This is a genomic window from Exiguobacterium sp. s163 (genome assembly GCF_018617135.1).
Classification (GTDB): domain Bacteria; phylum Bacillota; class Bacilli; order Exiguobacteriales; family Exiguobacteriaceae; genus Exiguobacterium; species Exiguobacterium profundum.
Map to the genome: position 1 here is coordinate 1,026,090 of NZ_JACSJN010000001.1, position 22,188 is coordinate 1,048,277.

Consider the following 22,188-nt stretch of genomic DNA (forward strand, 5'->3'; position numbering starts at 1 on the left):
AGTATATCAAATGATGAATGAACAGTCATTCATTTTTATGAAGTTCTCATCAGAAGTTTAGAAGATGTTTCAATATGAGCAATAATCCCCCATAGCTGCACACGGCCAATACGAACGTGCGGAAGTGCAAATTTCGGTCGGATGGCAGTTCAAACTTCACGATATTGAGAATCATCGCCCCGGCCACAAAGGCAAAACAGAGCGCTTCGACGTGCGCCACCAAGTCAATCCAGCGTGAAAAGAACCCACCAAGTAAAATCCCACCACTCAACAAATAGCGTCCTTGTCGCATGTAACGTTCACCATAATGACGATTTAAGTCATGACCGAGCGCTAAAAAATGCACACCGAGCGCTGTCGCATAGAAACTTCTCGCAACGAACGTCACCGAGTCGGCTGTCACCACGTACGCCGAGAAGGTCATATAGGCCGTGAGGAGTGTCACCTGTAACCAATACGAAACGGCCCGGTCGACCGCCTCATCTTGAAAGTGAGGGGTACGAACGAACCGCATGGTGCCGTAAAACAACGTGAAACCGATGAGACTGACGATATAGATTTCTGAAGGTAACGCCAAATTCAACCAATCGACACGAAGCGTGTCCTGGCGTTTGTTCAGGGACGGCAAAAGATACATGAAGAAGTACGTGATGGCGATGCCGCTCGAGAAAGAGAACCATTTTTTCGAAGGAACGGTCTCTTCCCGGAACAAATAGATGCCGAAGAAGTTAATCAGCGCCAAATAGATGATGATCCAGTTCGCCATCTCGTCCTCACCCTTTCAAGTCAATCCAAAACCGCTCGACGACTGTCCCGTCTTCTTCCGTATACGGTGTGTCCGCAATGCCACCATTGTTTAAAATGACTTGACGGGAAGCGATATTTGTCCGGTTACACGTGATGAGTGCCCGCTCGATTCCAAGTTCTTTCACTTTCTCAAGCGCAAGTTGCAGTTGGATGGTGGCGAGTCCACGCCCGCGTGCGCTCGGTTTCACCCCGTACCCGACATGCCCACCAATCTTCAAAAGTGATTCATTCAACTCGTGACGAATGTTCGCCGCCCCGAGAAGCTCTTCTCCATCTGTAAGCCAATACGTCGTGCTCGGGACCCAGCCTTCCTCTATGTTCTCACGTAACTCTTTCTGACGTAATGTGTTGACGTACGCCTCGAAGTCTGTCGTTTCACGGTCCACCGAGGTCGGGACAATCCGCTCATCCCGCTCGTACCATTCCTCTAAAAATGCGAGAATCTGTTCTTTTTGATCGACAGACGTCTTGATTAGTCTTAACATCCCATTTCCCCCTTTATTCCTTTCCATTCGTGTTCTCTAAATTGATTTCCTTGTTCCTTCATCTTAGGGAAAGCACAATTGAAATAAAATAGACGTTCTCGTCAAAGTTTGTCCCCTTTCAGGCATGAAAAAAAGTGCCACCTTGTTCAGATGACACTTTCGGTATGCTTATCCTTCGAGTCCGAGACGTTGCGGCATGTGTGGAGCAAGTTGTCTCGCTTCTTCTAACCGTCCTGCCTCGACGAGCGTATGGAAATGTAAAAACTGTTCGTGCGATGCATCACTGATGGCTGCCAAATAATCGACGTACCGATCGTAGACCGCTTTGTCTTCTGACCGCGCCTCAATAAGTGCGATGTACAGGCGAACGGTGTCTTCCCCGTAAAGGAGCGGGAACTCATCGTTCAATTGAAGCAATTTATCAATCGAATTGACATCGACCCCGTTCTCTTGGTCGTAATGCATGATAACTTGTTCAGCGTGGTCCTCGAGGCGACCGCGCCACTCTTCGTACTCTTCTTCGTTCGTTTCGAGCATCTCGAACCAGTCTTCGTTCAACATCTCTTCAATCTTGTTTACGCGTTCTGTAAAGTTCATCAGTCTTCTCCTCCTTCAAATGTCCACGTGACATGTACTTCATATATGCCAACATCTTCTTCATTCATGGACAACTCATATACGAACGTACATGATTCTTCCGAGACATCGAGGCGCGATGTCGTCGTCGCCATCGTCATCGACATATATGGATTCTTGTATAAGCTTTGCGTGAAGCGACCTTCGATGAAGGAGTGGTTCATCTCAATCGGTCCCTTACAAATCAGCGCCAATCGTTCCGGCGTGTACTTGATTGTCGTCGGGACCGCCCCGTCCTCTTGTTGTTGGTCAAACATTAAAATAAAGCCAGTCTTCAATGGATAGTATAAACCGTCTGCCGAGAGCTCGATTGACTCTGGCATGTCACTCATCCGTGTTGTTTGCTGGACACGCACGCGAAGTGGTTCAATCGCCATGCTCATCCCCCTTTCCGTCAATTCATCGTACCATATGTGGTAGGAGTCGTTCTATCGACGGCGCTTCGTTTTCACATAGACGAGATGGTCTACCCAATCTTCGTTCTCAAAGATAAACCCTTCTCTCGTGCACTCATACGACATGCCGACACGCTCCGCGAGACGAATGGATGCTTTATTATCGAGATTGATATGTGCCTCGATTCGTTGAAAGTTCAAGTCGTCAAAAGCAATACGCATCGCCAGGTCGACTGCTTCTTTCCCATACCCCTGACCCCAATGTTGATTATGAATCGTATACCCGACCCTCCCCCATTGAAACGCATCTCGCGCCAAGGTAGAAAAATCCACCATGCCGAGATGTATCCCATCGTCAAGCCGGAAAACGGCGAAGACATGTGCCTCGTCTTCAAGCGCAAGTGCCTGATGATTGTCGACTAGCTGGTCAAACCAAACGGACGTACAGTCGCTCATGTCTAATTTCCCGGGATCGTACACGTGTTGCGAAATACGACGATTTGTAAAGCCGCTTAACCACGCGTCATAATCTTGTTTCTCTAACGGTCGTACGATGATTCGATTCGTTTTTCGTTGATGAGTAAATCGGTTCAATCTCTCATGTCCCCTTCCTATTGCTTTTATACAGTCAGAAAAACTTCTTCCAATTCCCTTCCGAAATCACATCGACCTTCCCATCCTTCACGCGAATCGCCGTCTCGTCGTCAATCGCATAGGCCGGCGACTGTAATGTCTCCGCCCATTCTGCAGCATCTCGTGACGTGTTCCCCGGTAACATGTCATGGTCGAGATGTGGAAAGATCGAGAAGTCGACAAACCCTAACGTCTCATCGCTCTGCTCATCGGATGCGCGCCATCCGACAAACGCTTCTCCGATTCGTGGCGTCATCACCATACTCCCCGCACTCAATCCGACGTAGACACCTTTCCAGGACGGGAGCAGCGAGGCTACCTCTGACTGTTTCATCCAATGGTAGAGAAAGAGCGGATCGCCCCCATTCACCAATAATACGTCTGCCTTATCAAACGCCGGTCTCCACACCGACTCATCGATACTCGGGAGTGCGCTCAGTTCGAGCACCCCAACCGACTTCCAGCCCAACTCACACATCGGCGTCGAGAAATCTCCGTTGAAAAAGTTCCATGCGTGTTTCGTTCCCCCGTTCAACGCATAAATGGCTGTTGGGATACAGAGTGCATTACACTCTTCAATCGGCTTGTCTAATAACTCGAGAAGTGCTCGTTTGATGCTTTCGTTCTTAATACCTGCTGACGTTAATAACAGTTTCATTTACGTTTCCTCCTTCTCATCTCCCTATAAGGAGTTCGCATGAGTCGCCGTTATCCCCTTTTTCCAACAAAAAAGGCCGTAGACGAATTTTCGTCCACGACCTTGAAGTTCTGAAAAATTAGCTAATTTTATACACGCGACCTTCGAACGGTTTCAAGTGAAGGAGCGATGATTCCGCATCGCCTTCAACCGGCATGTTGCTCAAGACGACATCTTGCGCACGAAGTGTCTGATCCATATCAAACATCGTCTCTTTCGCCGTCAAGTTCGTGACGACGAGGTACTGCGTGTCACCGAGCGTACGCGTATACGCATAGACTTCCGGATGTTCCGGCAAGACGACATCATACGCCCCGTAAACAAACGTCTCATTATCTTTACGAAGTTGAATCATCTCTTTATAGAAGTTAAAGATTGAGTCCTCATCTTTAAGCTGTGATTCGACGTTGATATCCGTATAGTTCGGGTTGATGCCGACCCATGGCTGCTCTGCGAACGTGAATCCGGCGTTCGGGGCATCACTCCACTGCATCGGTGTACGCGTGTTGTCGCGTGACGAGTTCCACGTGATGCGCATCATCTCGTCATGACTCTTCCCTTGTTCGACACCGATATAGTAGCGGTTGCGTGTCGCGATGTCATCATATTGATCGATCGAATCGAATTTGACGTTCGTCATCCCGATCTCTTGACCTTGATAGATAAACGGCGTCCCTTGCATGAGGAAGTACATCATCGCAATCGACTTCGCGCTTTCTTTCCAGTAACGTTCATCGTCTCCCCATTTCGAGACCGTACGCGTCTGGTCATGGTTTTCGACGTAAAGGGCGTTCCATCCATCGGCCTCAAGTCCTTTTTGCCATTTCGTCAACACGTTCTTCAAGTGAACGACATCGAGTTTCGAATCGACATCTTCACTCCAAAGGTCCATGTGTTCGAATTGGAAGACCATGTTCATCTTCCCTTCCTTTTCACCGACCCATAGATGGGCATCGTCAGGTGAGACGCCGTTCGCTTCACCGACCGTCATGATGTCATGTTTATTGAACGTCTCGTCACGAAGCTCTTCTAAATAGTCGTGAATTCCGTCCACGTTCATGTGCATCTCGAACGACGGTACAAAGTCGAGGTCGTTCGGGTTTGGCAAGTCGGCGAACGTCGGGTTCTTGCGAATATGGCTGATTGCATCGACACGGAACCCGTCGATCCCTTTTTCGAGCCACCAGTTGATCATATCGTATACCGCTGTACGCATCTCAGGATTTTCCCAATTGAGGTCCGGCTGTTTCTTCGAGAAGACATGCAAGTAGTATTGCTCCGTCGTTTCATCGAATTCCCAAGCCGAGCCACCAAAGATCGATTCCCAGTTATTCGGCTTCGACCCGTCCGGTTTTCCGTCGCGCCAGATATACCAGTCGCGCTTCGGATTGTCTTTTGAGCTCTTCGATTCAATGAACCAAGGGTGCTCATCCGACGTATGGTTGACGACGAGGTCGAGCAACAGCTTCATACCGCGCTGATGCACTTCGTCCAATAAGCGGTCGAAGTCTTCCATCGTACCGAACTCGTCCATGATATCTTGATAGTCACTAATGTCATAACCGTTATCATCGTTTGGCGATTTATACATCGGGCAAATCCAGATAACATCAATACCGAGGTCTTTCAAATAGTCGAGCTTATCAATGATTCCTTGAATGTCTCCAATTCCGTCCCCATTCGCGTCATAAAAGCTACGAGGATAAATTTGATAGGCGACGGCTTCTTTCCACCAGTTGCGTTTAAGCGTTTGTGTTTGTTGTTCTCGTTGTAAAAGTTGCATGTGATCTAGATACTCCTTATCCCAAAACTCACTGCTCATCATTTATACTTATCTTATTCGTGCTGTGAACTTTATATCATTAGCGCAATCGTTTGCACGATGTAATAAATTTATCTTACCAAAAAACATTCGATGATACAAAGATGTTTCATCAGCATACTCAACGTGTACCCTACACGATTTTGAAAAGAAATGAAAGCGAGGTGCTTCATCATGTTTCGATTTGCCACAATGGAGGATTTTTCAGCAGTCGATCAATTGATTTTAAAGAAAGCAAAAGAGTTCCAAGTAGCCGGAAAGTCGCAATGGGTCAAATATTTAGAGCCGAGTCGTTCCGATTATGTCCGTCACGATTTGACGAACGGGACGGTGTTTGTCTACGAACGAGATCAACAAGTCGTCGGTGCCGTCAGCCTGATTCCTCCGACTGACTGGGATCATCATCTATGGGATGACGCGGACGGGGCCGTCTATTTGCACCGACTCGTCACGGACTCGAACGTAAAAGGAGAACGCATCGGGGAACGTTTGATGCAGCATGCCTTAGCAAACACGTCTTCGACCATTCGATTGGACTGTGTTGCCGATAACGCCTTCTTAAATAACTACTATCCTCGGTTCGGTTTCCACTATATCGGCGAACGAAATGGATTCTCACTGTTTGAAAAACAGGCTTGACCTTGACGTGACGTCAACCTTTACGCTTTGACTAAGGAGGTGAAGGGATGTATTCGATTCAACAACTTGCGTCACTCGCTGGAACGACAACGCGAACGCTTCGACATTATGACGCAATCGGTCTTCTCATTGCGAACCGTGACGCCAACGGCTATCGGCGTTATTCTTCGCGCGATGCGGAACGGTTGCAACTCATCTTACTCTATCGCACGCTCGATGTTCCTCTCGATCAAATCGGAGAATTGCTTGATTCAACGACGTTCAACCGGATTGATGTGTTGAGTGGACATATCGAGGCGTTGCGACAGAAAGCAGCCTATTTCGCTCAGCTTGCCGAGACGGCAGAAGCGACCCTCACCTCACTCAAAGGAGGGATTCCAATGGATGACAAGTCATTATTTGATGGATTATCTTATGAGGAGATTCAAGCTCACGAGGCGAAACATCAAGAAGAAGTGCAGGAACGTTGGGGAGAGACTTCAGCTTACAAGACAGCACAAGAACGTGCGCAGAAGCGATCGAAAGCGGACTGGGAACGCATCAATCAAATGCAACTCGATTTGATTGCGCCACTCGTTGATTTATTTCGTTCACAAATCGCAATCGATGACGACCGAGTTCAATCGATTGTGAAAGACAATCATCTGTTCATCGACACACACTTTTACGACTGTTCACTCGATATGTTCAGTGGACTCGGACAGATGTATGTGACGGATGAACGATTCACCGCATTTTATGATCGCTTCGAGCCGGGGCTCGCTGCGTATTATAACGAGGCCATCCAATACTATTGTATCGCGAACAGTTAAGTCCAAGCCTCAGGCTTGGACTTTTTTTCGTCGCTCGGTGTCTTCTTGCGGTCCTATTTGAAGATGTTTTTGTAACATCGGGAGACTCGTCGCCAAATAAATATAAGGGAAGGTCGAGAAGTTGTCCGTTCCACCTGTATAGATTACTTCACTCGTTAGTGGGGTCCATCCTTTCTTCGTCCACTGGCAAAGTCGAACTTCTTTTCTCGATGTGTGGTTATGGAATCCCCAATATGCTTCTCGTTGTCCCACTGCCATCGATGGGGTGATGGTTAAGATGGGACAGTTCATTTCTTGTAACAATCGTTCGTTCATTTCCGCAACTTCGTACATGATGATGACGTCCGGTTGCAGGTGTCGAATCGTATGTTCCGCTTTTTTATCTTGTAAGGAAACGACACGCGTCATACGCTGTTCCGGAATCGAATCGTCACAGAAAGCATACCGCGACTGCAACTCCGCGATTCGTTCTCGACTGAACCTCCGCATTATGGGAGTCAGGAAGGAAATGTACGATTGTGTCAGAAGTTCTTTCCACGTGTTGACATGAGTCGGTGTCGGACCATCTTCCATGATCACATGTGTGACGCCTAAATCCCGTATCGCTTGATAGACAAGTGTTGAACTCCAGTGGTCGCCCGTGCAGAGTACAACTCGCATTTTCTCATCTCCCTCCACTTCGTTTGCAGTTTGACGCATCTCTCGGACCGCCACATCAAATGAACCAAACATTTGTTGAATGTCTTTTAATGTCGGACGATTGCCCTTTTCTTTTTGCCACACTTCATAACCCCATGGCGAGAGAGCGGTCAAATGTTCATCTGCCTCGTGTAGCGCGTCCATCATTTGCTTCTCCGTGAACAGCTCTCGCGTTGAGATGCCAATCTCGTCTAACGCTTGGGACCAAGACCCGAAACGCCGCACCACTTTCGTGATACTCGGACGTTGGTTCTGCTTGGCCCATTTGGCATAAGCGGTCGACGTCAATGGATGAAGCTCTTCATTGGCATCAAGTAACGATTGGATGATTTCACATTTTTGATCGAACGAGATGATACTCTTCAAATTCGCCTCAATCAGTGCCACTTTCCACGATCCGAACTGAATGACGACCTCTGTCAACGTCGGTGCATCATTGGTCATGGCCCACTTTCGATAATCGGCACTATTGAATGAATCATGCTCTTTCGCCGCTTCACGAAGCATTTGAATCATTTCCTTCTTTGTGAACCGTGGCGTTTGCTGTTCCAACCCAGCCAAACGCAGTACATTCGACCATGATCCGTACATTTCTAATAATTCCACCACGGTTGCCCCGCCGTGAATCTTTTGCCATTTCTGATACATGTAGATGGTGAGGCGACCGTCCGAAGAAGCCTCTTGTAAGTGATCAATCAGTTGTTGCTTTCCCATGTCGCCTCCCCCTTACGTGATTGACGTATCGGTTCATCCCACTTCACGGCTACTAATTTGTGCGAACAGGTGAAGTTGACGACTTAAAATTTTCGTTTCGTCAAATTTTTCTTCGACCACTTCGCGACCACGTTGCCCGAATGAATAACACTGTTCAGGATGTTCAATGAACCAGCGCATCGCCAAGGTCAGTGCCTCAGGTCGACCGACGGGAACGAGAAAGCCGGTTTCCCCATCCGTGACTTCTTCTCGACAGCCACGGATATCGGTAGCGATGACAGGTAATCCGGACGCCATGGCTTCAAGAATAGAGCGTGGCAATCCTTCACGATAAGAGGGAAGTAAAAAGACGTCGTGTGCTGCAAATAAAGAGGGGGTATCCCGAACGAATCCGGCGTAATGAATCTGTGGATTTTGGGCTAAATGCGCCTCGACTTGTTTCGCCGTCTCTTGATCACGTTCACTCGTCATCAACTCTCCAGCAATCGTCAACGTCGCGTTCGGATAGCGTTTCGTCAGTTCATCGAACGCCTGAAGTAAATCTAGGATTCCTTTTTCTTGAACGAGCCTTCCGACAAACAAGAACTTTAAATGTTCTGGGGAAATGTGTTTCTCTGTCGGATAAAATCGATTTAAATCAATCCCGTTTCCGAGATGCATCAATCGTTCGTCCTCTTTGAAATGTCTTGTTTTAGCGAGTGAGTAATCTTCCTCGCTTTGGAGCAACAACCAATCGGTCGCTAATGCCGCGAGTGATTTCTCTAACCAGAAGACGAGTTCGTATGCGATTCGACCCATTCGTTCGTGGAAGTAAAATCCATGTGCGGTATAGAGAATATGTGGTGTCCTGGCAATGCGGGCCGCAACTCTTCCTAACGCTGCGGCCACCGGGGTGTGGACGTGAATGGCATCATATTTTTCGCGGCGCAATAACCTCACCAACTCTTGAATGGTCTGTAGATTACGCTTCGGGCTAAACTTTCGATCGATTGGCAACGTATGAATGACCCATCCTTCGTCCCGAAGACGATCCGTCCGATCACCGTAAGCACATGCGACGTCGACTTCGTGTCCTTCCGCCTTCAGCGACTCAATGAGAGGACGTAGCAACACATCCGCTGTCATATCGACAGCGCAGAACTGGAGAATCTTTAAAGGCGCCATAAGTGCACCTCCTCCGGCTTCATCGCGCGATCGAGCATGCCTTTCAAGTCAATGACGATGCCACGACCTAACTTCAGCTGGCGTTTCGCAATCGTCCAACCCTCTTGAACGAATTCATCGTGAGACACGGCATAGATGACGACATCCGCTGGTTTTAAGTCACAGTATGATTTGACGTCGATTCCATATTCGCGGCGTACCTCTTCCGAATCGACGAGCGGGTCACACACTTGCACTTCTAAGCCGAACTCCTCGACCTCTCGAATCAAGGAAGCCACTTTCGAATTGCGAATATCACTGACGTTCTCTTTGAAGGACATCCCGAGGACCGTCACACGTGCTCCGAGAATGGCCATGTTTTGACTAATCATCGTTTTAATCAGTGATGTGGCGACGAAACGTCCCATCGTCTCGTTGATTCGACGACCTGCTAAAATCACTTCCGGATGATAACCAAGCATTTCAGACTTCATCGTCAAATAGAATGGGTCGACGCCGATACAATGTCCACCGACTAGACCTGGTCGGAAGTTTAGGAAGTTCCATTTCGTCCCAGCAGCCTCTAACACCTCGAGCGTGTCGATGTTCATGCGATCGAAGATGATGGCCAATTCATTCATCAACGCGATGTTCAAATCGCGCTGTGTATTCTCGATCACTTTGGCCGCCTCAGCCACTTTAATCGAGGAAGCGCGATGAACGCCGGCATCGACTACCGTCTCATAAACAGCCGCTACCACATCGAGTGTTTCTTCATCCTCGGCAGCTACGACTTTTTTGATTGTGCGGAATGTATGCTCACGGTCGCCCGGATTAATTCGTTCTGGAGAGTAGCCGACTTTAAAATCAATCCCGGCCCGGAGACCCGATGTTTTTTCAAGTAATGGGATACACTCTTCCTCTGTCAGTCCCGGATAGACCGTAGATTCGTATACGACAATCGTGCCCGGTCGCAAATGCGCCCCAACAGCACGAGTCGCGCTACAAATCGGTCCTAAATCTGGTTGATTTTGATCATTGATCGGTGTCGGCACAGCCACGATAATGAAATCCGCCTCTTCAAGTTTGGCGACATCCGTCGTATATAAGACCGCTGCTTGCTCAAGGTCTACTGATTCAACTTCTCGCGTGCTGTCGAGATGAAGGGTAAGCTCATTGATACGCGTTTCATTGATGTCTACTCCGATGACGTCTCCTACGCCACCTAACGCAACAGCGACAGGGAGTCCGACATATCCTAGTCCGACAACAGCTACCTGACGATTGGCAATGGTTTTTCGTGTTGTACGTGATTCTGAGATGAGTTTATCCATGTCCATCTGCCTCCTGAGATTCGGAATTATGCGGTTTTATCAATCACAATGAGTTTTCCATTCGGTCCCCGAGGAATCGATTGCACGGCGGTCAACGTAATCACGACCTCTTTGCCGAACAGTAGTTCAAGCTCGCTCCTCATAATCTCTTCATGTTCTGGCTTGAAACGTTCAAGATCCGGGACGTATTTTAATTCGATATGATACAAATCATGTTGCCGATACTGCGTTTGGATGACCGAGTTGGGTAACACTCGGACAACGGTCGTCAAATCTCCTTCGTAGATTTTTTGTTTGTTCGGAGTGAGTACATAATTGCTTTCGCGTCCCTCAATGGAAGTGACGAATGTTCCTCCCTGTCCACAAGCACATGTCCCCTCTCCAATTTTCATCCGATCGCCAATCCGGTAACGAACGAGCGGTGTCCCATGGGTCGTAAAGCTCGTCACTAAAATTTCCTCGTGATCCCCATACGACTCGATCACGCCTGTTTCGTGGTGGAGATGCATATTGCCATGAGTACATTCCGTTAAAATCGGCGCGCCTTCAGAAGACGCGTACTGATCAAATACCGGGGCATTAAACGCCTCTTCTAAGATGGCTCTTCCTTGAGGCGTAATCGTTTCGGCAGTCGGAAAAATAGCCAGTAATTGAAATTCAAGTGGAACCTGATTTTCTTTGATGTATTTCGCGATTTCAATCATGGCAGACGGTGCACTGTCTAATACGACTGGCTTGAATCGATTTAATGCGTCGATGTAATGAGGGATGGTCTGAGGATTGACATGATAGAGCGAGAATAGCAGTTGATTGAGCGGTCGATTGTAGCGCCAAAATACAGGTTTTTCTTGATTTGGATTACAAATTTTCCGTCCTGTGAAACTCGCTCGTTTCATTCCTCTGACAAACCCGTGTTGCGCTTTGAAAAAGTCGACGTGGGCCATACGTCTTTGATAGTCTTCTTTCGTAAAATGAACTTGTAGGGACGTCCCTGTCGTTCCACCGGTTCGTCCAAGAATGTCTGTTTTGATGTTCGAGTGGATGTCCGGATTTTTCCGAACTGTTTCTTTTTCGAGGATCGGGATGCGCTTCAACTCTTCCATCGATTGAAGGGGAAGAACAATCTCATTTTCTTCAAACAGTTTTTGATAATATGCATTGTGCGTCGCACAGAATTCAAGAAACGCATTGAGTCGCTTCAACTGATCGGCTGCGACAAGTACCCCATCTTTTGGACGATTGGCTAAAACGACTAACTCACGCTCATATGTGCGTCCGTACCGTTCTTGCCATAGTTTCATTCCATACAATGTCGTCATCCATTGTTGTAATCGAATCGGTGATCTCATGTATAAATCACGAAGCGCAAACCCTGCCATGGTGTAGTCTCCTCTCGCTAAGTGTAGAGTCGTTTCACGACTCGGACTTTTCCGTTCTTTTCTTTCTTGATGCTTTTCACATCTCGTAGAAGAACTTTCATCCGTGAAGTAAACAGTCGCTCGACTTCTTTTTGGAGCGCGACTTCATGTTCAGGCTCAAATCGTGCCTCATCCTTCACGTACAGCATCTCAATTTCGTCTATTTTGTGTTGCAACACTTGGATTTGAATAATGGAGTTCGGCAGCACGCCGACCGCTGCCGTCAAATCCCCTTCAAACACCTTATAGCCTTCCGGCGTCTCAACATAGTTCATTTGACGACCATCGATTGACTCGATGATGGTGTCCTGTCGTCCACATGGACACATCGCTTCACTGATGGTCATCCGATCGCCAATGCGGTAGCGAATCAGCGGTGTTCCGTGCGTCGTGAAACTGGTGACGAGTGCCTCTCCAAACGCATCCGTCTCGATGATTCCCATCTCAGGGCGTAAGTGCATCTTCCCGCACTCACACTCCGTAACGATAGGAGCCCCTTCCGAAGAAGCATATTGATCGTAAACCGGCGCTTGGAACATCTCTTCTAACAACAAGCGTCCGGATGGTGTGAGCGTCTCCGAGGTCGGAAATAAAGCCACCGGTCGGAACGATAACGTCTTTTGATGGGTTTTCAAATATTTTACGATTTCAATCATATCGGAAGGTGAACCGTCGAGTGCGGCCGGTTGAAATTCGTTCAACGAATCGATGTAGTGTGGAATCGTCGTCGGATTCGAATGCACGACCGAGTAGAGCATTTGCTTCATCGGGGCATTGTACCGCCAATACACCGCATTCTTTTGATTACCTGGACAAATCATCCGTCCTGTAAAACTAGCTCGCTTCATCCCACGGCGAAAACCATGTTGTTCTTTAAAAAAATCGAGATGCGCCATTCGCATTTGATAATCGTATTCGGTGAAACGAACCTGAATCGATTTACCCGTCGTCCCGCCCGTCATGCCGATGATCGGGGCATGAAGGTTAGAAAAGATGGTCTCATCCGTTCGAAGCGTCTCTTTCTCCAAAGGGGGAATCCGCTTAAAGTCTTCTAAGCTCTTTAAGGGTAAGGTAACCCCGTGTTTTTTGAAGAGTCGCTGATAGTACACGTTGTGTTGATTACAAAACTGTAGAAACTGGTTCAAGTGATTGAGTTTTGCATCAGGTGACGCTTCATTTGGAGCACGTCTCAGTCGCTCCAATTCCTGCTCATAATACTGACCGTATCGCTCCCGATATAACTTGATTCCATATAAGGAAACCAGCCAATTTTGGAGGCGAATCGGTGAGTGTGCATAAATCCGATCCTGTAAAATCCCCATTACTCGATGCCCTCCTTCAACACTTGATGATAGGCGATGTACCAGTCGATAAACGCGTTTACGCCATCGCGAATCGACGTCTGTGGTTGAAAGTCAATCGATTCATATAAAGAGGAGGAATCGGCAAAACTCGCGGGTACATCTCCCGCCTGAAGTGGTAACAAGCGGAGGATGGCCTTTTTCTCGACTCGCTCTTCGATCGTCCGAATAAAGTCCATCAAGGATACCGGTTGCTGATTTCCAATGTTATAGACACGAAACGGAACGTCGCTCCGGTCAGGTAGAGGATGTTCATAGTCAAACTCCTCATCTGCCAACGGTGCGATATCCATAAGTCGGACAATCGACTCGATGATGTCGTCGATGTATGTGAAATCTCGTTCCATCTCACCGTAGTTGTAGACATCGATTGGCTCACCTTTTAAAATCGCCTCCGTAAATTTGTATAGTGCCATATCGGGGCGTCCCCATGGCCCATAGACGCTGAAGAATCGCAAGCCTGTCGTTTTCAGACCGAACAAATGGCTGTACGTATGAGCCATCAACTCATTCGCCTTCTTCGAAGCCGCATACAAGGATAGCGGATGATCGACCGGATGTTGTTCGGAAAATGGCATCGCCTGATTCGAACCGTAAACCGAACTCGATGAGGCATAAATCAACTGCTCTACTGGATAGAAACGACAAGACTCCAAGATGTTCAAGAAACCAACGATGTTGGATTGAATATAGGCATCCGGATTTTCTAAGCTGTAGCGTACACCGGCCTGAGCCGCCAAATTGACCACGATTTGAGGTTGATTTTTTTCAAAGACACGCGTGATCGCCATCTTATTTTCTAGGGCATCACGATAGAGTTTGAAACGAGGATGCGTCAACACATGAAGTCTTGATTCTTTTAATCTCGGGTCGTAATAGTCATTGACCACATCGATCCCGATGACATGATGTCCTTCTTTTAGCAACCGTCGAGCCAGATGAAAACCGATGAACCCGGCCACTCCGGTCACGAGAACTGTTTTTTTCATAACGACTTCCTCCTTTGCGTTGACTCGTTGACTCGCATCCGTACCGGTTCGATTTGTGGCGCAAAAATACTTTCCATCACTTCTTCTGGCAGTTCGTTGTTTGCGACAAACAACAAGAAAGAAGTGAGTCCATTCGATTGATCGAGTAGATATTCAATCGTTTTCAAAATCGGATCAACCGATTTAAAGGGTCTTGTACAACCGACGAAAATCTTTTCATATACTTGATTCGTATGTTCGCTCGTTGCGAGCAGTTCTTCGAACAGCTTCTCACCAGGACGAATGCCACTGAAATGAATCGGGATTTGTTCGAGGGTGAAACCGCTCAGTGTAATCATCCGTTTCGCCAAGTCCACGATTTTGACGGGATTTCCCATATCTAGTACGAACACTTCGCCGCCGTTTGCGCGTACGCTCGCTTGAATGACGAGGCGACTCGCTTCCGGGATGGTCATAAAGTATCGGGTCATCTCTGGATGCGTCACCGTAATCGGTCCGCCCCGTTGAATTTGTTCTTTAAAGAGCGGAACGACGGAGCCACGACTTCCTAAGACGTTGCCGAAACGAACGACCGAGAATGTCGTTTCGCTATGTCGCGCCTGCTGTTGGACAATCATTTCTGCTACTCGTTTCGTGGCACCCATCACGTTCGTCGGATTGACCGCCTTATCCGTAGAGATCATGACGAACCGCTTCACTTCAAAGAAATCGGCGGCTTCGACCATATTCTTCGTTCCGTAAATATTGTTTTTCACTGCCTCTCTCGGATTGTCTTCCATGAGCGGAACGTGCTTGTGAGCTGCCGCATGATAGACAACGTCCGGTCGATACTGATCAAACACTTCCATCACCCGCGCCCGGTCTTGGACGTCACCGATGACGGGACAAATCTCTGTATCAGACCCGAGTAAGCGGAGTTCGCGATCGATTGCATATATGCTATTCTCGCCATGTCCAAACAGGATGAGTTTGCCAGGATTGAATTTCATCAATTGACGGCAAAGCTCTGAACCAATCGAGCCTCCTGCACCGGAGATGAAAATGGTTAATCCACTCAACGTTTGAGAAATCTCCGAAACATCGAGCTGAACCGGTTCACGGCCGAGCAAATCTTCGATGGCCACTTCTCGAATCTCATTTAATGAGACTTTTCCGGATGCGAGTTCCGCAAGCATTGGCAGTGCATGGGATTCGACGCCTGTCTTCTCGATTCGTTTCAAAAGTTGGACCCGATCTCCGTAAGGAAGAGAAGGAATGGCCAACACAACCACTTCGATATTCAGCTCTTCAATTTTGCGTTCTAATAAATCGATTGAACCGATGACCGGTGTCCCGTGAATGTAGAGACGGTGAAGCAATGGATTATCATCCAACACCCCGACCACATGCAGCACATTCGTTCGATGCTCTTTCAGTTCTTTAATGATTTTTTGACCCGATTCCCCACCACCGATAACCAAGGTAGCTTTTCCATTCGACACCGGTGCGTGAAATCGGAAAAACGATTGTGTCCTAGCAACGAGTCGGATAAATAACATTCCGTTAAATGCGAGTAAGCTTTGAATAAAAATTGCTTGATAGGAAAAGCCATCCAATAATACGTATGATGCGAATAAGACGAACGTGTCACTCATGACCAACACAATCGCCAGTAGTTGCAGCTCACGCATCGATCCATATCGCCAGTCGATTCGGTATACCCGAGTCACCCATCCTAAAATGAGAAGAACGAGCGTCTTCAATCCGAGAATCGTGATCAAATCTAGCGGGTCAGACGTTACCGTCGGATCATTCACAAAGAATAGGTCAAACGTCACAAAAATCGCGAGCCCTGCAATCGTGATATCGAGTAACATCAAGAGCGCATTTTTTCGATCAATGGGAGACCGAACAGTTGGAGTACTCATCCTTTCACCACCTTCCATCCCAATCAGCTTCGAGTTGATGCTAGATAAGTACCCGTTCAAGATTCACAATCCAAAAGAAAAGAATAGCTTTTTGATACGAATGACATTTCGTCATGAAACGGTTTAACAAATGTGTAATGAGTTCTTACTTTCTTTTGTGAATATTTTTAATTTATATGGGTATTATGGGAAGTAGAAGGTAGGACATTTGGATTATTTTCACTTTGAGATTTTGCGAATGTCGCATTCTCCCAAAGTAGTCAATCGATTCAGGTTCCTCCCTTTTCATATCTCGTCACCGGACACATATTCGAGCTTTCCTTCAGGACCACCATTGTTTAACCACACCATGACCTTTGAAGCCACGACTTGCTTCTGAAAAGGAGAGACATCACGATGAAACGATGGACAGAGCAACAGATCCTCTCATGCCTAAGACAAGCAGCGAATGAACTTGAAGAATTTGACACAAAACAGTACACACTATGGGCCCGAAACAAAGACGTTCCTTCCCTATCGACCGTGATTTACAAATTTGGTTCTTGGCGGGAAGCCGTTCAAGCGGCGGAGATTAAGATGTTGTATCGTTATTATTCAGATGAAGACATTTTGACGGCACTGATTGAGGCATCAGAAGAACTTGAGCTCTTCACGAGCCAAACGTATCGTGCCTGGGCAAAAATCTCTCAAGCCCCTTCCTTGACGCTCATCAGTAGCCGGTTCGGTTCGTGGTCGAATGCGTTACGCGAAGCCAAGCTTCAAACGACGACGGTACGGAACAATGAAGAACGGATCATTCAAGCCTTGATTGAAGCCTCTGAAAAGCTAGAGCGCCTCACGTCCCAACATTACGCCGTATGGGCACAAGAAAAAGGCTATCCGACGGTAGCGACAATCGCTCGTAAATACGGTTCATGGAGCTATGCGCTTTTTGTCTTGGATATCGCTCCACCGAAACGTAAATGGGATGAGGAAGATGTCATTGATGCCTTGCAGTTAGCCAAAACGGAGCTCCCGCACTTTAGTATCCTCCACTACCGGAAATGGGCCGAAGGTCGAAACGTCCCGAGCACATCGACGATCAATGCTTTGTTCGGAAGCTGGACGGCCGCGTTAAAATGTATGGAGGAGCAAAAAGTAAAACAGTAGCTCATACAGATGAACTCATACAAAAAGCGCCGACTCTTTTCGAGTCGACGCTTTTTTCATGTGACGATTGCAATGTATAGCGGGATTCCAACTAACAGGTTGAACGGGAACGTGACAGCTAGCGAAAGGGTCAAATAAAATGATGGTTTCGCTTCTGGGACCGAGGCTTGTAACATGGCGGGAGCGGCGATATACGACCCACTCGCTGCGAGTGTCATCAAGAGGATCGTTCCGCCGTCAGATAAATTGGCAATCCCCGCTGCAAAAAAGCCGACAAGTGCTCCGACTAACGGAAACACCATCCCCATCATCATAAATTTTAGTCCATATGACGGGACCGTTTTCAACTGCTGTCCGACTTTCATTCCTAGACCTAGTAAGAATAAGAGTAAAACGCCCGGGAACAAGTCGACGAAAAATGGTTTGAGCGGTGTGGCGTCTGGTGTCACCAGTCCAACAATCAGACCTGCAAACATCAAGAGAATACTTTTCGAGAACAAACTCTCCCGCAACACCGATAGAGAGTTCGCCTTCCCTGACGTAGCCGTGATTCCCATCACGTGTGTCTGATTATACAGCAGTAACGCCACAATCAGGCCGGGAATTTCAAGGACGACGACTAGTGTTGTCATGAACGGCTCGTACGCAATCCCGAGACGCTCGAGCTGTGTCGATGCTGCTACATAGGTGACGAGTGACACCGAGCCGAACGTCGCAGCCATGGCAATTCGCTCAGGGAATGAGAATTTGAACATTCCTCCGACATAAAATGCGAGAAGCGGTAGCAAAATTCCAATCAACAGCGTCACGGTCAGCGGTAATGCGATGTCTTCAAAAGATACCGAGGCGAGTCCCATGCCTCCCTTTAGTCCAATGGCAAGCAGTAAGTAAATGTTGAGCGTCGTACTCAGCGAATCCGGGATCTTTAAGTTTGATTTTCCGACTGCGGCGATGACGCCCGTCACGAACAGTAGTACCGGGGCGCTCGTCAATAAAAATAAAAACAATTCCATACATCTTCCTCCTTGCTTAGCGACAAAAAAGCGCACACCTAAAGAAGGCGTGCGCTGTATGCCGACGGCTCGAATGATCGCTCCATCAGGCCGACAACTGTCGGTTTATTGAATTGGTCAGTAGCTCCGTCATAAGATTTCGAAAGCACGCTTCATCATGACTCGTCCAGTCGCTCCTATATACGTCTCTACCTTTCATTTTAAGAATGTAACGTTTCGTTGTCAATCGGTTTGATCCCAAGGGGCATCTAGTCGGAACACGATGAGACGCTCCCCTGTTTTCGTACTGATGTCCGTATGGAGCGAGACAATCGAACGACCAAGTACTTGCCCGACAATCGTTTCGAGTTGACTCCGTCCTGATTCGACGAGATTGTTGCGATATTTCTTCAATTGCTCGCGACCTGACGACTTAGTAGCCAAGTCATACTCGGCCGGCGTCAACACGCCTTGGAGTGTGACGATGGCGAGATCTCGAAGCAGGTCTGCCTTACACGTCAATGACCCGCGACCCAAATATTCTTTCTCCCATTGGGTAATCCGAGCGCTCATTTCCATTTCCAGCTGACCCTTTTTCCGCATTTACTTCACGAATCCAATCATCATCTCACGAAGAATCTTAGCTGCTGCGATGGCTGTCATGTCTGACTGATCGTATGCTGGTGACACTTCGACAAGGTCGGCACCGATGATGTCGAGGTCTGCGTTTGCAATCGCATGTACCGCTTCGAGCAATTCTTTCGTTGAGATGCCACCGATTTCTTGTGTCCCTGTCCCTGGTGCCGCTGACGGGTCGAGGACGTCGATGTCGATCGTGACATATACTTTTTTACCAGCGAGTGTCGGCAAGACGCGCTTGAGTGGTTCGATCACTTCAAACTGATGCATGTTGTAGCCGACTTCACGTGCCCACTCAAACTCTTCTTTCATCCCTGAACGGATTCCGAACGAATAGCAGTTCGATGGTCCAATCAAGTTTGCCGCTTTTTTGAGCGGAGTCGAGTGTGAGAGCGGCTCGCCTTCATACTCATCCCGAAGGTCCGTATGCGCATCCAAGTGGAGGATGACAAAGTCGTTGCCGTACACGTCGTGCATCGCTTTGATGATCGGCCATGTGACAAGGTGCTCACCACCCATGCCGAGTGGGAACTTGCCTGCTTTGACGACATCTTTGACGAACGCCTCGATCATATCGAGCGACTTCGGTGCGTTCCCGAATGGAAGCGGGATATCTCCTGCATCGTACACCGCGGCATCAGCCAAGTCACCGTCTAAATATGGGCTATATTCCTCGAGTCCAATCGATACTTCACGAATCCGGTTCGGACCGAAACGCGAGCCTGGACGGAAGCTGACTGTCCAGTCCATCGGCATCCCGTAAAGAACCGTCTTCGCCTCTGTCACCTCTGGGAGGCTGGCGATAAACACTTTACCTGAGTAGGCTTCATCGAAACGCTTAATCATTTTGTTAAGTCCTCCACGAATTTCGGAAGGACGAACGCTGCATTGTGAAGCTTCGGCGTGTAGTACTTCGTTTCGATGTCATGGAAACGCTCCGCTGATACTTGTTCCGGGTCGTATTTCTTCGAGCCGATCGTGAACGTCCACATGCCGCTCGGGTACGTTGGTACGTTTGCTGTGTACAATTTCGTGATTGGGAAGATTTCCTTCACGTCACGTTGAACCGTTTGGATGAGTTCTGGTGTGAACCATGGGTTATCCGTTTGAGCCACAAAGATGCCATCCTCTTTGAGCGCTTTTGAAATCCCTGCATAGAACCCTTTTGTGAAGAGGTTGGCTGCTGGTCCGACCGGTTCAGTCGAGTCGACCATGATGACATCGTACTCGTTTTCTGACTTCGCGATATGCATGAATCCGTCACCGACGATGACTTCAACACGCGGGTTGTCGAGCTCACCCGCAATATTTGGTAAGTATTTCTTCGAATATTCAATAACTTTCCCGTCGATATCTACGAGAACCGCTTTTTCTACTGATGGGTGTTTCATAATTTCACGGATGACACCGCCGTCTCCCCCACCGACTACGAGCACATGCTTCGGATTCGGGTGTGTAAAGAGTGGGACGTGTGCGACCATCTCGTGATAGACGAATTCGTCCTTATCCGTCGTCATGACCATCCCGTCAAGTAACAACATCGTTCCGAACTCGTCCGTTTCGACCATCTCTAGTCGTTGAAACTCCGTTTGTTCGCTCTCATAAACGTGGTTTACACGGAACGTAATCCCGTAATCTTCTGTTTGGTGCTCCGTAAACCATAATTTTAATTTTTGGTCCATCGATAGAACCCCTTTCTGTTCAAAAAGTTGTTCGTATGCGAGTGGCGTTTTGAGGCGCTTCTTAATCATACGATAGGAAGTATACAAAACCTGTACCCATTTTGCACGATTTTTTTGCGGGATCGGTCTTGAATGTGAGTTTTTTGTGATACGTTGCCGATATACTGATTGAACCAATTCTGAATCGAAAGGTGGAATAGTATGTGGTCACCCTGTGCTGCTTGTAACACAACCATTCCTTTGATTGCTCAAGGAACACTCGTCACGAAATTCAAGGAATACTCTTACAAAACGTTTGAAGAACTCGATACGCTCCTTCTGCATGCGGAAGGGACGGTTTACTGTGTCGATTATAACTCCAACAGTCAGACACCTCCACTTGAGGTCGAAGCACTAAAAGATCAGCTTGCACATCGGCACATCATTGAACAGATTCAGCACGGCACGTTCGAGAGTCATCTCCAACCGATTATCTTCCTCGATTCAACGGAAACGTTCGGATATGAAGCGCTCCTCCGCAGTAGCGCCAACATCTCACCTGGTGACCTATTCCGGACGGCAAACCGCTTCGGTCTCCATTCGAAACTCGATCAACGTGCCCGCGCGGAAGCAATCAAAGCAACGTTTGAAGCCGTCGCCCCTCAGCAAAAGACGTTCATCAACTTCTTACCTTCGACCATTTATAACCCGGACTATTGTCTCCAGCACACGTTTGACATCATTGACCGATATGACCTCAGCCCAGACCGCTTTATCTTTGAAGTCGTGGAGACGGAGAAGGTACATGACGTCGATCATCTCCAACACGTATTTTCGACATATAAAAAGCGGGGGATGAAAGTTGCATTAGACGATGTCGGGGCAGGCTTCTCGACAATCGATATGTTGAAGCGACTTGAACCGGACTATGTCAAAATTGACCGTTCCTATATCTCGTTTTGTGATGAAGACGCTGAAAAACGCGCTTTCCTCAAACAAGTGCGTGCGTTAACCCATTCGATGGGCATCACCCTTCTTGCTGAAGGGATAGAACGTATGGAAGAAGCAGATGTCTGTCGTGAGCTCGGATTCGATTTAGCGCAAGGATATTTCTTCGGAAAACCGGCTCCTGCCAATCAATACAAGATTGAAATCACATAAGTCATCACGTTCAAAAGCACAGGAATCGACTTCGTCGACATCCGGTGCTTTTCTTTTTTAGTCACAGAAATTGTGTCGCCCTCCCCTTATGGTTT

22 protein-coding genes are annotated in these 22,188 nt (G+C 47.8%); 4 read left to right on the forward strand and 18 right to left on the reverse strand.

Annotated features, from left to right (window positions below; translation table 11 throughout):
• Nucleotides 1-49: 49 nt before the first annotated feature.
• The 7 genes from KNO71_RS05290 to KNO71_RS05320 all read right to left on the reverse strand — a co-directional run bounded on the left by KNO71_RS05290 (nucleotide 50) and on the right by KNO71_RS05320 (nucleotide 5,436).
• Nucleotides 50-766, reverse strand: a complete 717-nt coding sequence (locus KNO71_RS05290; protein ID WP_214687578.1) for a hypothetical protein — start codon at nucleotides 764-766, stop codon at nucleotides 50-52.
• A 7-nt stretch (nucleotides 767-773) separates the two neighbouring features.
• Complete coding sequence (locus tag KNO71_RS05295; protein WP_214687580.1) at nucleotides 774-1,292, reverse strand: GNAT family N-acetyltransferase; 519 nt, start codon at nucleotides 1,290-1,292, stop codon at nucleotides 774-776.
• 168 nt (nucleotides 1,293-1,460) lie between these two features.
• Entirely contained in the window at nucleotides 1,461-1,889 is a 429-nt protein-coding gene (locus KNO71_RS05300) for a hypothetical protein (RefSeq protein WP_078147691.1), read from the reverse strand.
• Entirely contained in the window at nucleotides 1,889-2,305 is a 417-nt protein-coding gene (locus KNO71_RS05305; protein ID WP_078147692.1) for a YwiB family protein, read from the reverse strand. The genes KNO71_RS05300 and KNO71_RS05305 overlap by 1 nt, the downstream gene beginning before the upstream one ends.
• Nucleotides 2,306-2,356: 51 nt before the next feature.
• The gene (locus KNO71_RS05310) at nucleotides 2,357-2,917 is read right to left on the reverse strand and encodes a GNAT family N-acetyltransferase (RefSeq protein WP_078147693.1); all 561 of its coding nucleotides are present in this window, start codon (nucleotides 2,915-2,917) and stop codon (nucleotides 2,357-2,359) included.
• A 34-nt stretch (nucleotides 2,918-2,951) separates the two neighbouring features.
• Nucleotides 2,952-3,614 carry a Type 1 glutamine amidotransferase-like domain-containing protein gene (locus KNO71_RS05315; protein WP_078147694.1) on the reverse strand — a complete coding sequence of 221 codons (663 nt, stop codon included), beginning with the start codon at nucleotides 3,612-3,614 and terminating at the stop codon, nucleotides 2,952-2,954.
• 118 nt (nucleotides 3,615-3,732) lie between these two features.
• Nucleotides 3,733-5,436 carry a glycoside hydrolase family 13 protein gene (locus KNO71_RS05320; protein WP_214687582.1) on the reverse strand — a complete coding sequence of 568 codons (1,704 nt, stop codon included), beginning with the start codon at nucleotides 5,434-5,436 and terminating at the stop codon, nucleotides 3,733-3,735.
• Between the two features lie 213 nt (nucleotides 5,437-5,649).
• Here KNO71_RS05320 and KNO71_RS05325 point away from each other — a divergent pair, with 213 nt between their 5' ends.
• Complete coding sequence (locus KNO71_RS05325; protein WP_214687584.1) at nucleotides 5,650-6,114, forward strand: GNAT family N-acetyltransferase; 465 nt, start codon at nucleotides 5,650-5,652, stop codon at nucleotides 6,112-6,114.
• Nucleotides 6,115-6,161: 47 nt separating this feature from the next.
• Nucleotides 6,162-6,926 (forward strand): MerR family transcriptional regulator, encoded by a 765-nt coding sequence (locus tag KNO71_RS05330; RefSeq protein ID WP_196431288.1) that lies wholly within the window; start codon nucleotides 6,162-6,164, stop codon nucleotides 6,924-6,926.
• Nucleotides 6,927-6,935: 9 nt separating this feature from the next.
• On the opposite strand, the gene KNO71_RS17615 is transcribed toward KNO71_RS05330, so the two are convergent.
• From KNO71_RS17615 to KNO71_RS05365, 7 genes are read right to left on the reverse strand one after another with little or no spacing between them, the layout of a single operon-like run.
• A complete protein-coding gene (locus KNO71_RS17615; protein WP_251031932.1) occupies nucleotides 6,936-8,339 on the reverse strand; it encodes a hypothetical protein in 1,404 nt (467 codons plus the stop codon).
• Between the two features lie 33 nt (nucleotides 8,340-8,372).
• Nucleotides 8,373-9,503: a glycosyltransferase family 4 protein gene (locus tag KNO71_RS05340; RefSeq protein ID WP_012727419.1), complete on the reverse strand. Its 1,131-nt coding sequence runs from the start codon at nucleotides 9,501-9,503 to the stop codon at nucleotides 8,373-8,375.
• Nucleotides 9,491-10,816 (reverse strand): nucleotide sugar dehydrogenase, encoded by a 1,326-nt coding sequence (locus KNO71_RS05345; RefSeq protein ID WP_214685420.1) that lies wholly within the window; start codon nucleotides 10,814-10,816, stop codon nucleotides 9,491-9,493. The genes KNO71_RS05340 and KNO71_RS05345 overlap by 13 nt, the downstream gene beginning before the upstream one ends.
• 26 nt (nucleotides 10,817-10,842) lie before the next feature.
• Entirely contained in the window at nucleotides 10,843-12,195 is a 1,353-nt protein-coding gene (locus tag KNO71_RS05350; RefSeq protein WP_078147702.1) for a phenylacetate--CoA ligase family protein, read from the reverse strand.
• 17 nt (nucleotides 12,196-12,212) lie between these two features.
• Entirely contained in the window at nucleotides 12,213-13,556 is a 1,344-nt protein-coding gene (locus KNO71_RS05355; RefSeq protein ID WP_214687586.1) for a phenylacetate--CoA ligase family protein, read from the reverse strand.
• A complete protein-coding gene (locus KNO71_RS05360) occupies nucleotides 13,556-14,584 on the reverse strand; it encodes an NAD-dependent epimerase (protein WP_078147704.1) in 1,029 nt (342 codons plus the stop codon). The genes KNO71_RS05355 and KNO71_RS05360 overlap by 1 nt, the downstream gene beginning before the upstream one ends.
• Nucleotides 14,581-16,491, reverse strand: coding sequence for a polysaccharide biosynthesis protein (locus KNO71_RS05365; RefSeq protein WP_214687588.1), 1,911 nt, complete (start codon nucleotides 16,489-16,491; stop codon nucleotides 14,581-14,583). Before KNO71_RS05365 ends, KNO71_RS05360 begins: the two co-directional genes overlap by 4 nt.
• 396 nt (nucleotides 16,492-16,887) lie before the next feature.
• Here KNO71_RS05365 and KNO71_RS05370 point away from each other — a divergent pair, with 396 nt between their 5' ends.
• Complete coding sequence (locus tag KNO71_RS05370; protein ID WP_012727425.1) at nucleotides 16,888-17,640, forward strand: homing endonuclease associated repeat-containing protein; 753 nt, start codon at nucleotides 16,888-16,890, stop codon at nucleotides 17,638-17,640.
• A 56-nt stretch (nucleotides 17,641-17,696) separates the two neighbouring features.
• On the opposite strand, the gene KNO71_RS05375 is transcribed toward KNO71_RS05370, so the two are convergent.
• From KNO71_RS05375 to speE, 4 genes are all read right to left on the reverse strand, one after another.
• Nucleotides 17,697-18,653 carry a sodium-dependent bicarbonate transport family permease gene (locus tag KNO71_RS05375; RefSeq protein ID WP_214687590.1) on the reverse strand — a complete coding sequence of 319 codons (957 nt, stop codon included), beginning with the start codon at nucleotides 18,651-18,653 and terminating at the stop codon, nucleotides 17,697-17,699.
• A gap of 222 nt (nucleotides 18,654-18,875) precedes the next feature.
• Complete coding sequence (locus KNO71_RS05380) at nucleotides 18,876-19,235, reverse strand: Na-translocating system protein MpsC family protein (RefSeq protein ID WP_214687592.1); 360 nt, start codon at nucleotides 19,233-19,235, stop codon at nucleotides 18,876-18,878.
• Complete coding sequence (gene speB, locus KNO71_RS05385) at nucleotides 19,236-20,117, reverse strand: agmatinase (RefSeq protein WP_012727428.1); 882 nt, start codon at nucleotides 20,115-20,117, stop codon at nucleotides 19,236-19,238.
• Entirely contained in the window at nucleotides 20,114-20,953 is an 840-nt protein-coding gene (gene speE / locus KNO71_RS05390; RefSeq protein WP_012727429.1) for a polyamine aminopropyltransferase, read from the reverse strand. Before speE ends, speB begins: the two co-directional genes overlap by 4 nt.
• Before the next feature lie 201 nt (nucleotides 20,954-21,154).
• Between speE and KNO71_RS05395 the strand changes: the two genes are divergently transcribed.
• Nucleotides 21,155-22,093 carry an EAL domain-containing protein gene (locus KNO71_RS05395; protein WP_078147707.1) on the forward strand — a complete coding sequence of 313 codons (939 nt, stop codon included), beginning with the start codon at nucleotides 21,155-21,157 and terminating at the stop codon, nucleotides 22,091-22,093.
• Nucleotides 22,094-22,188: the final 95 nt, after the last annotated feature.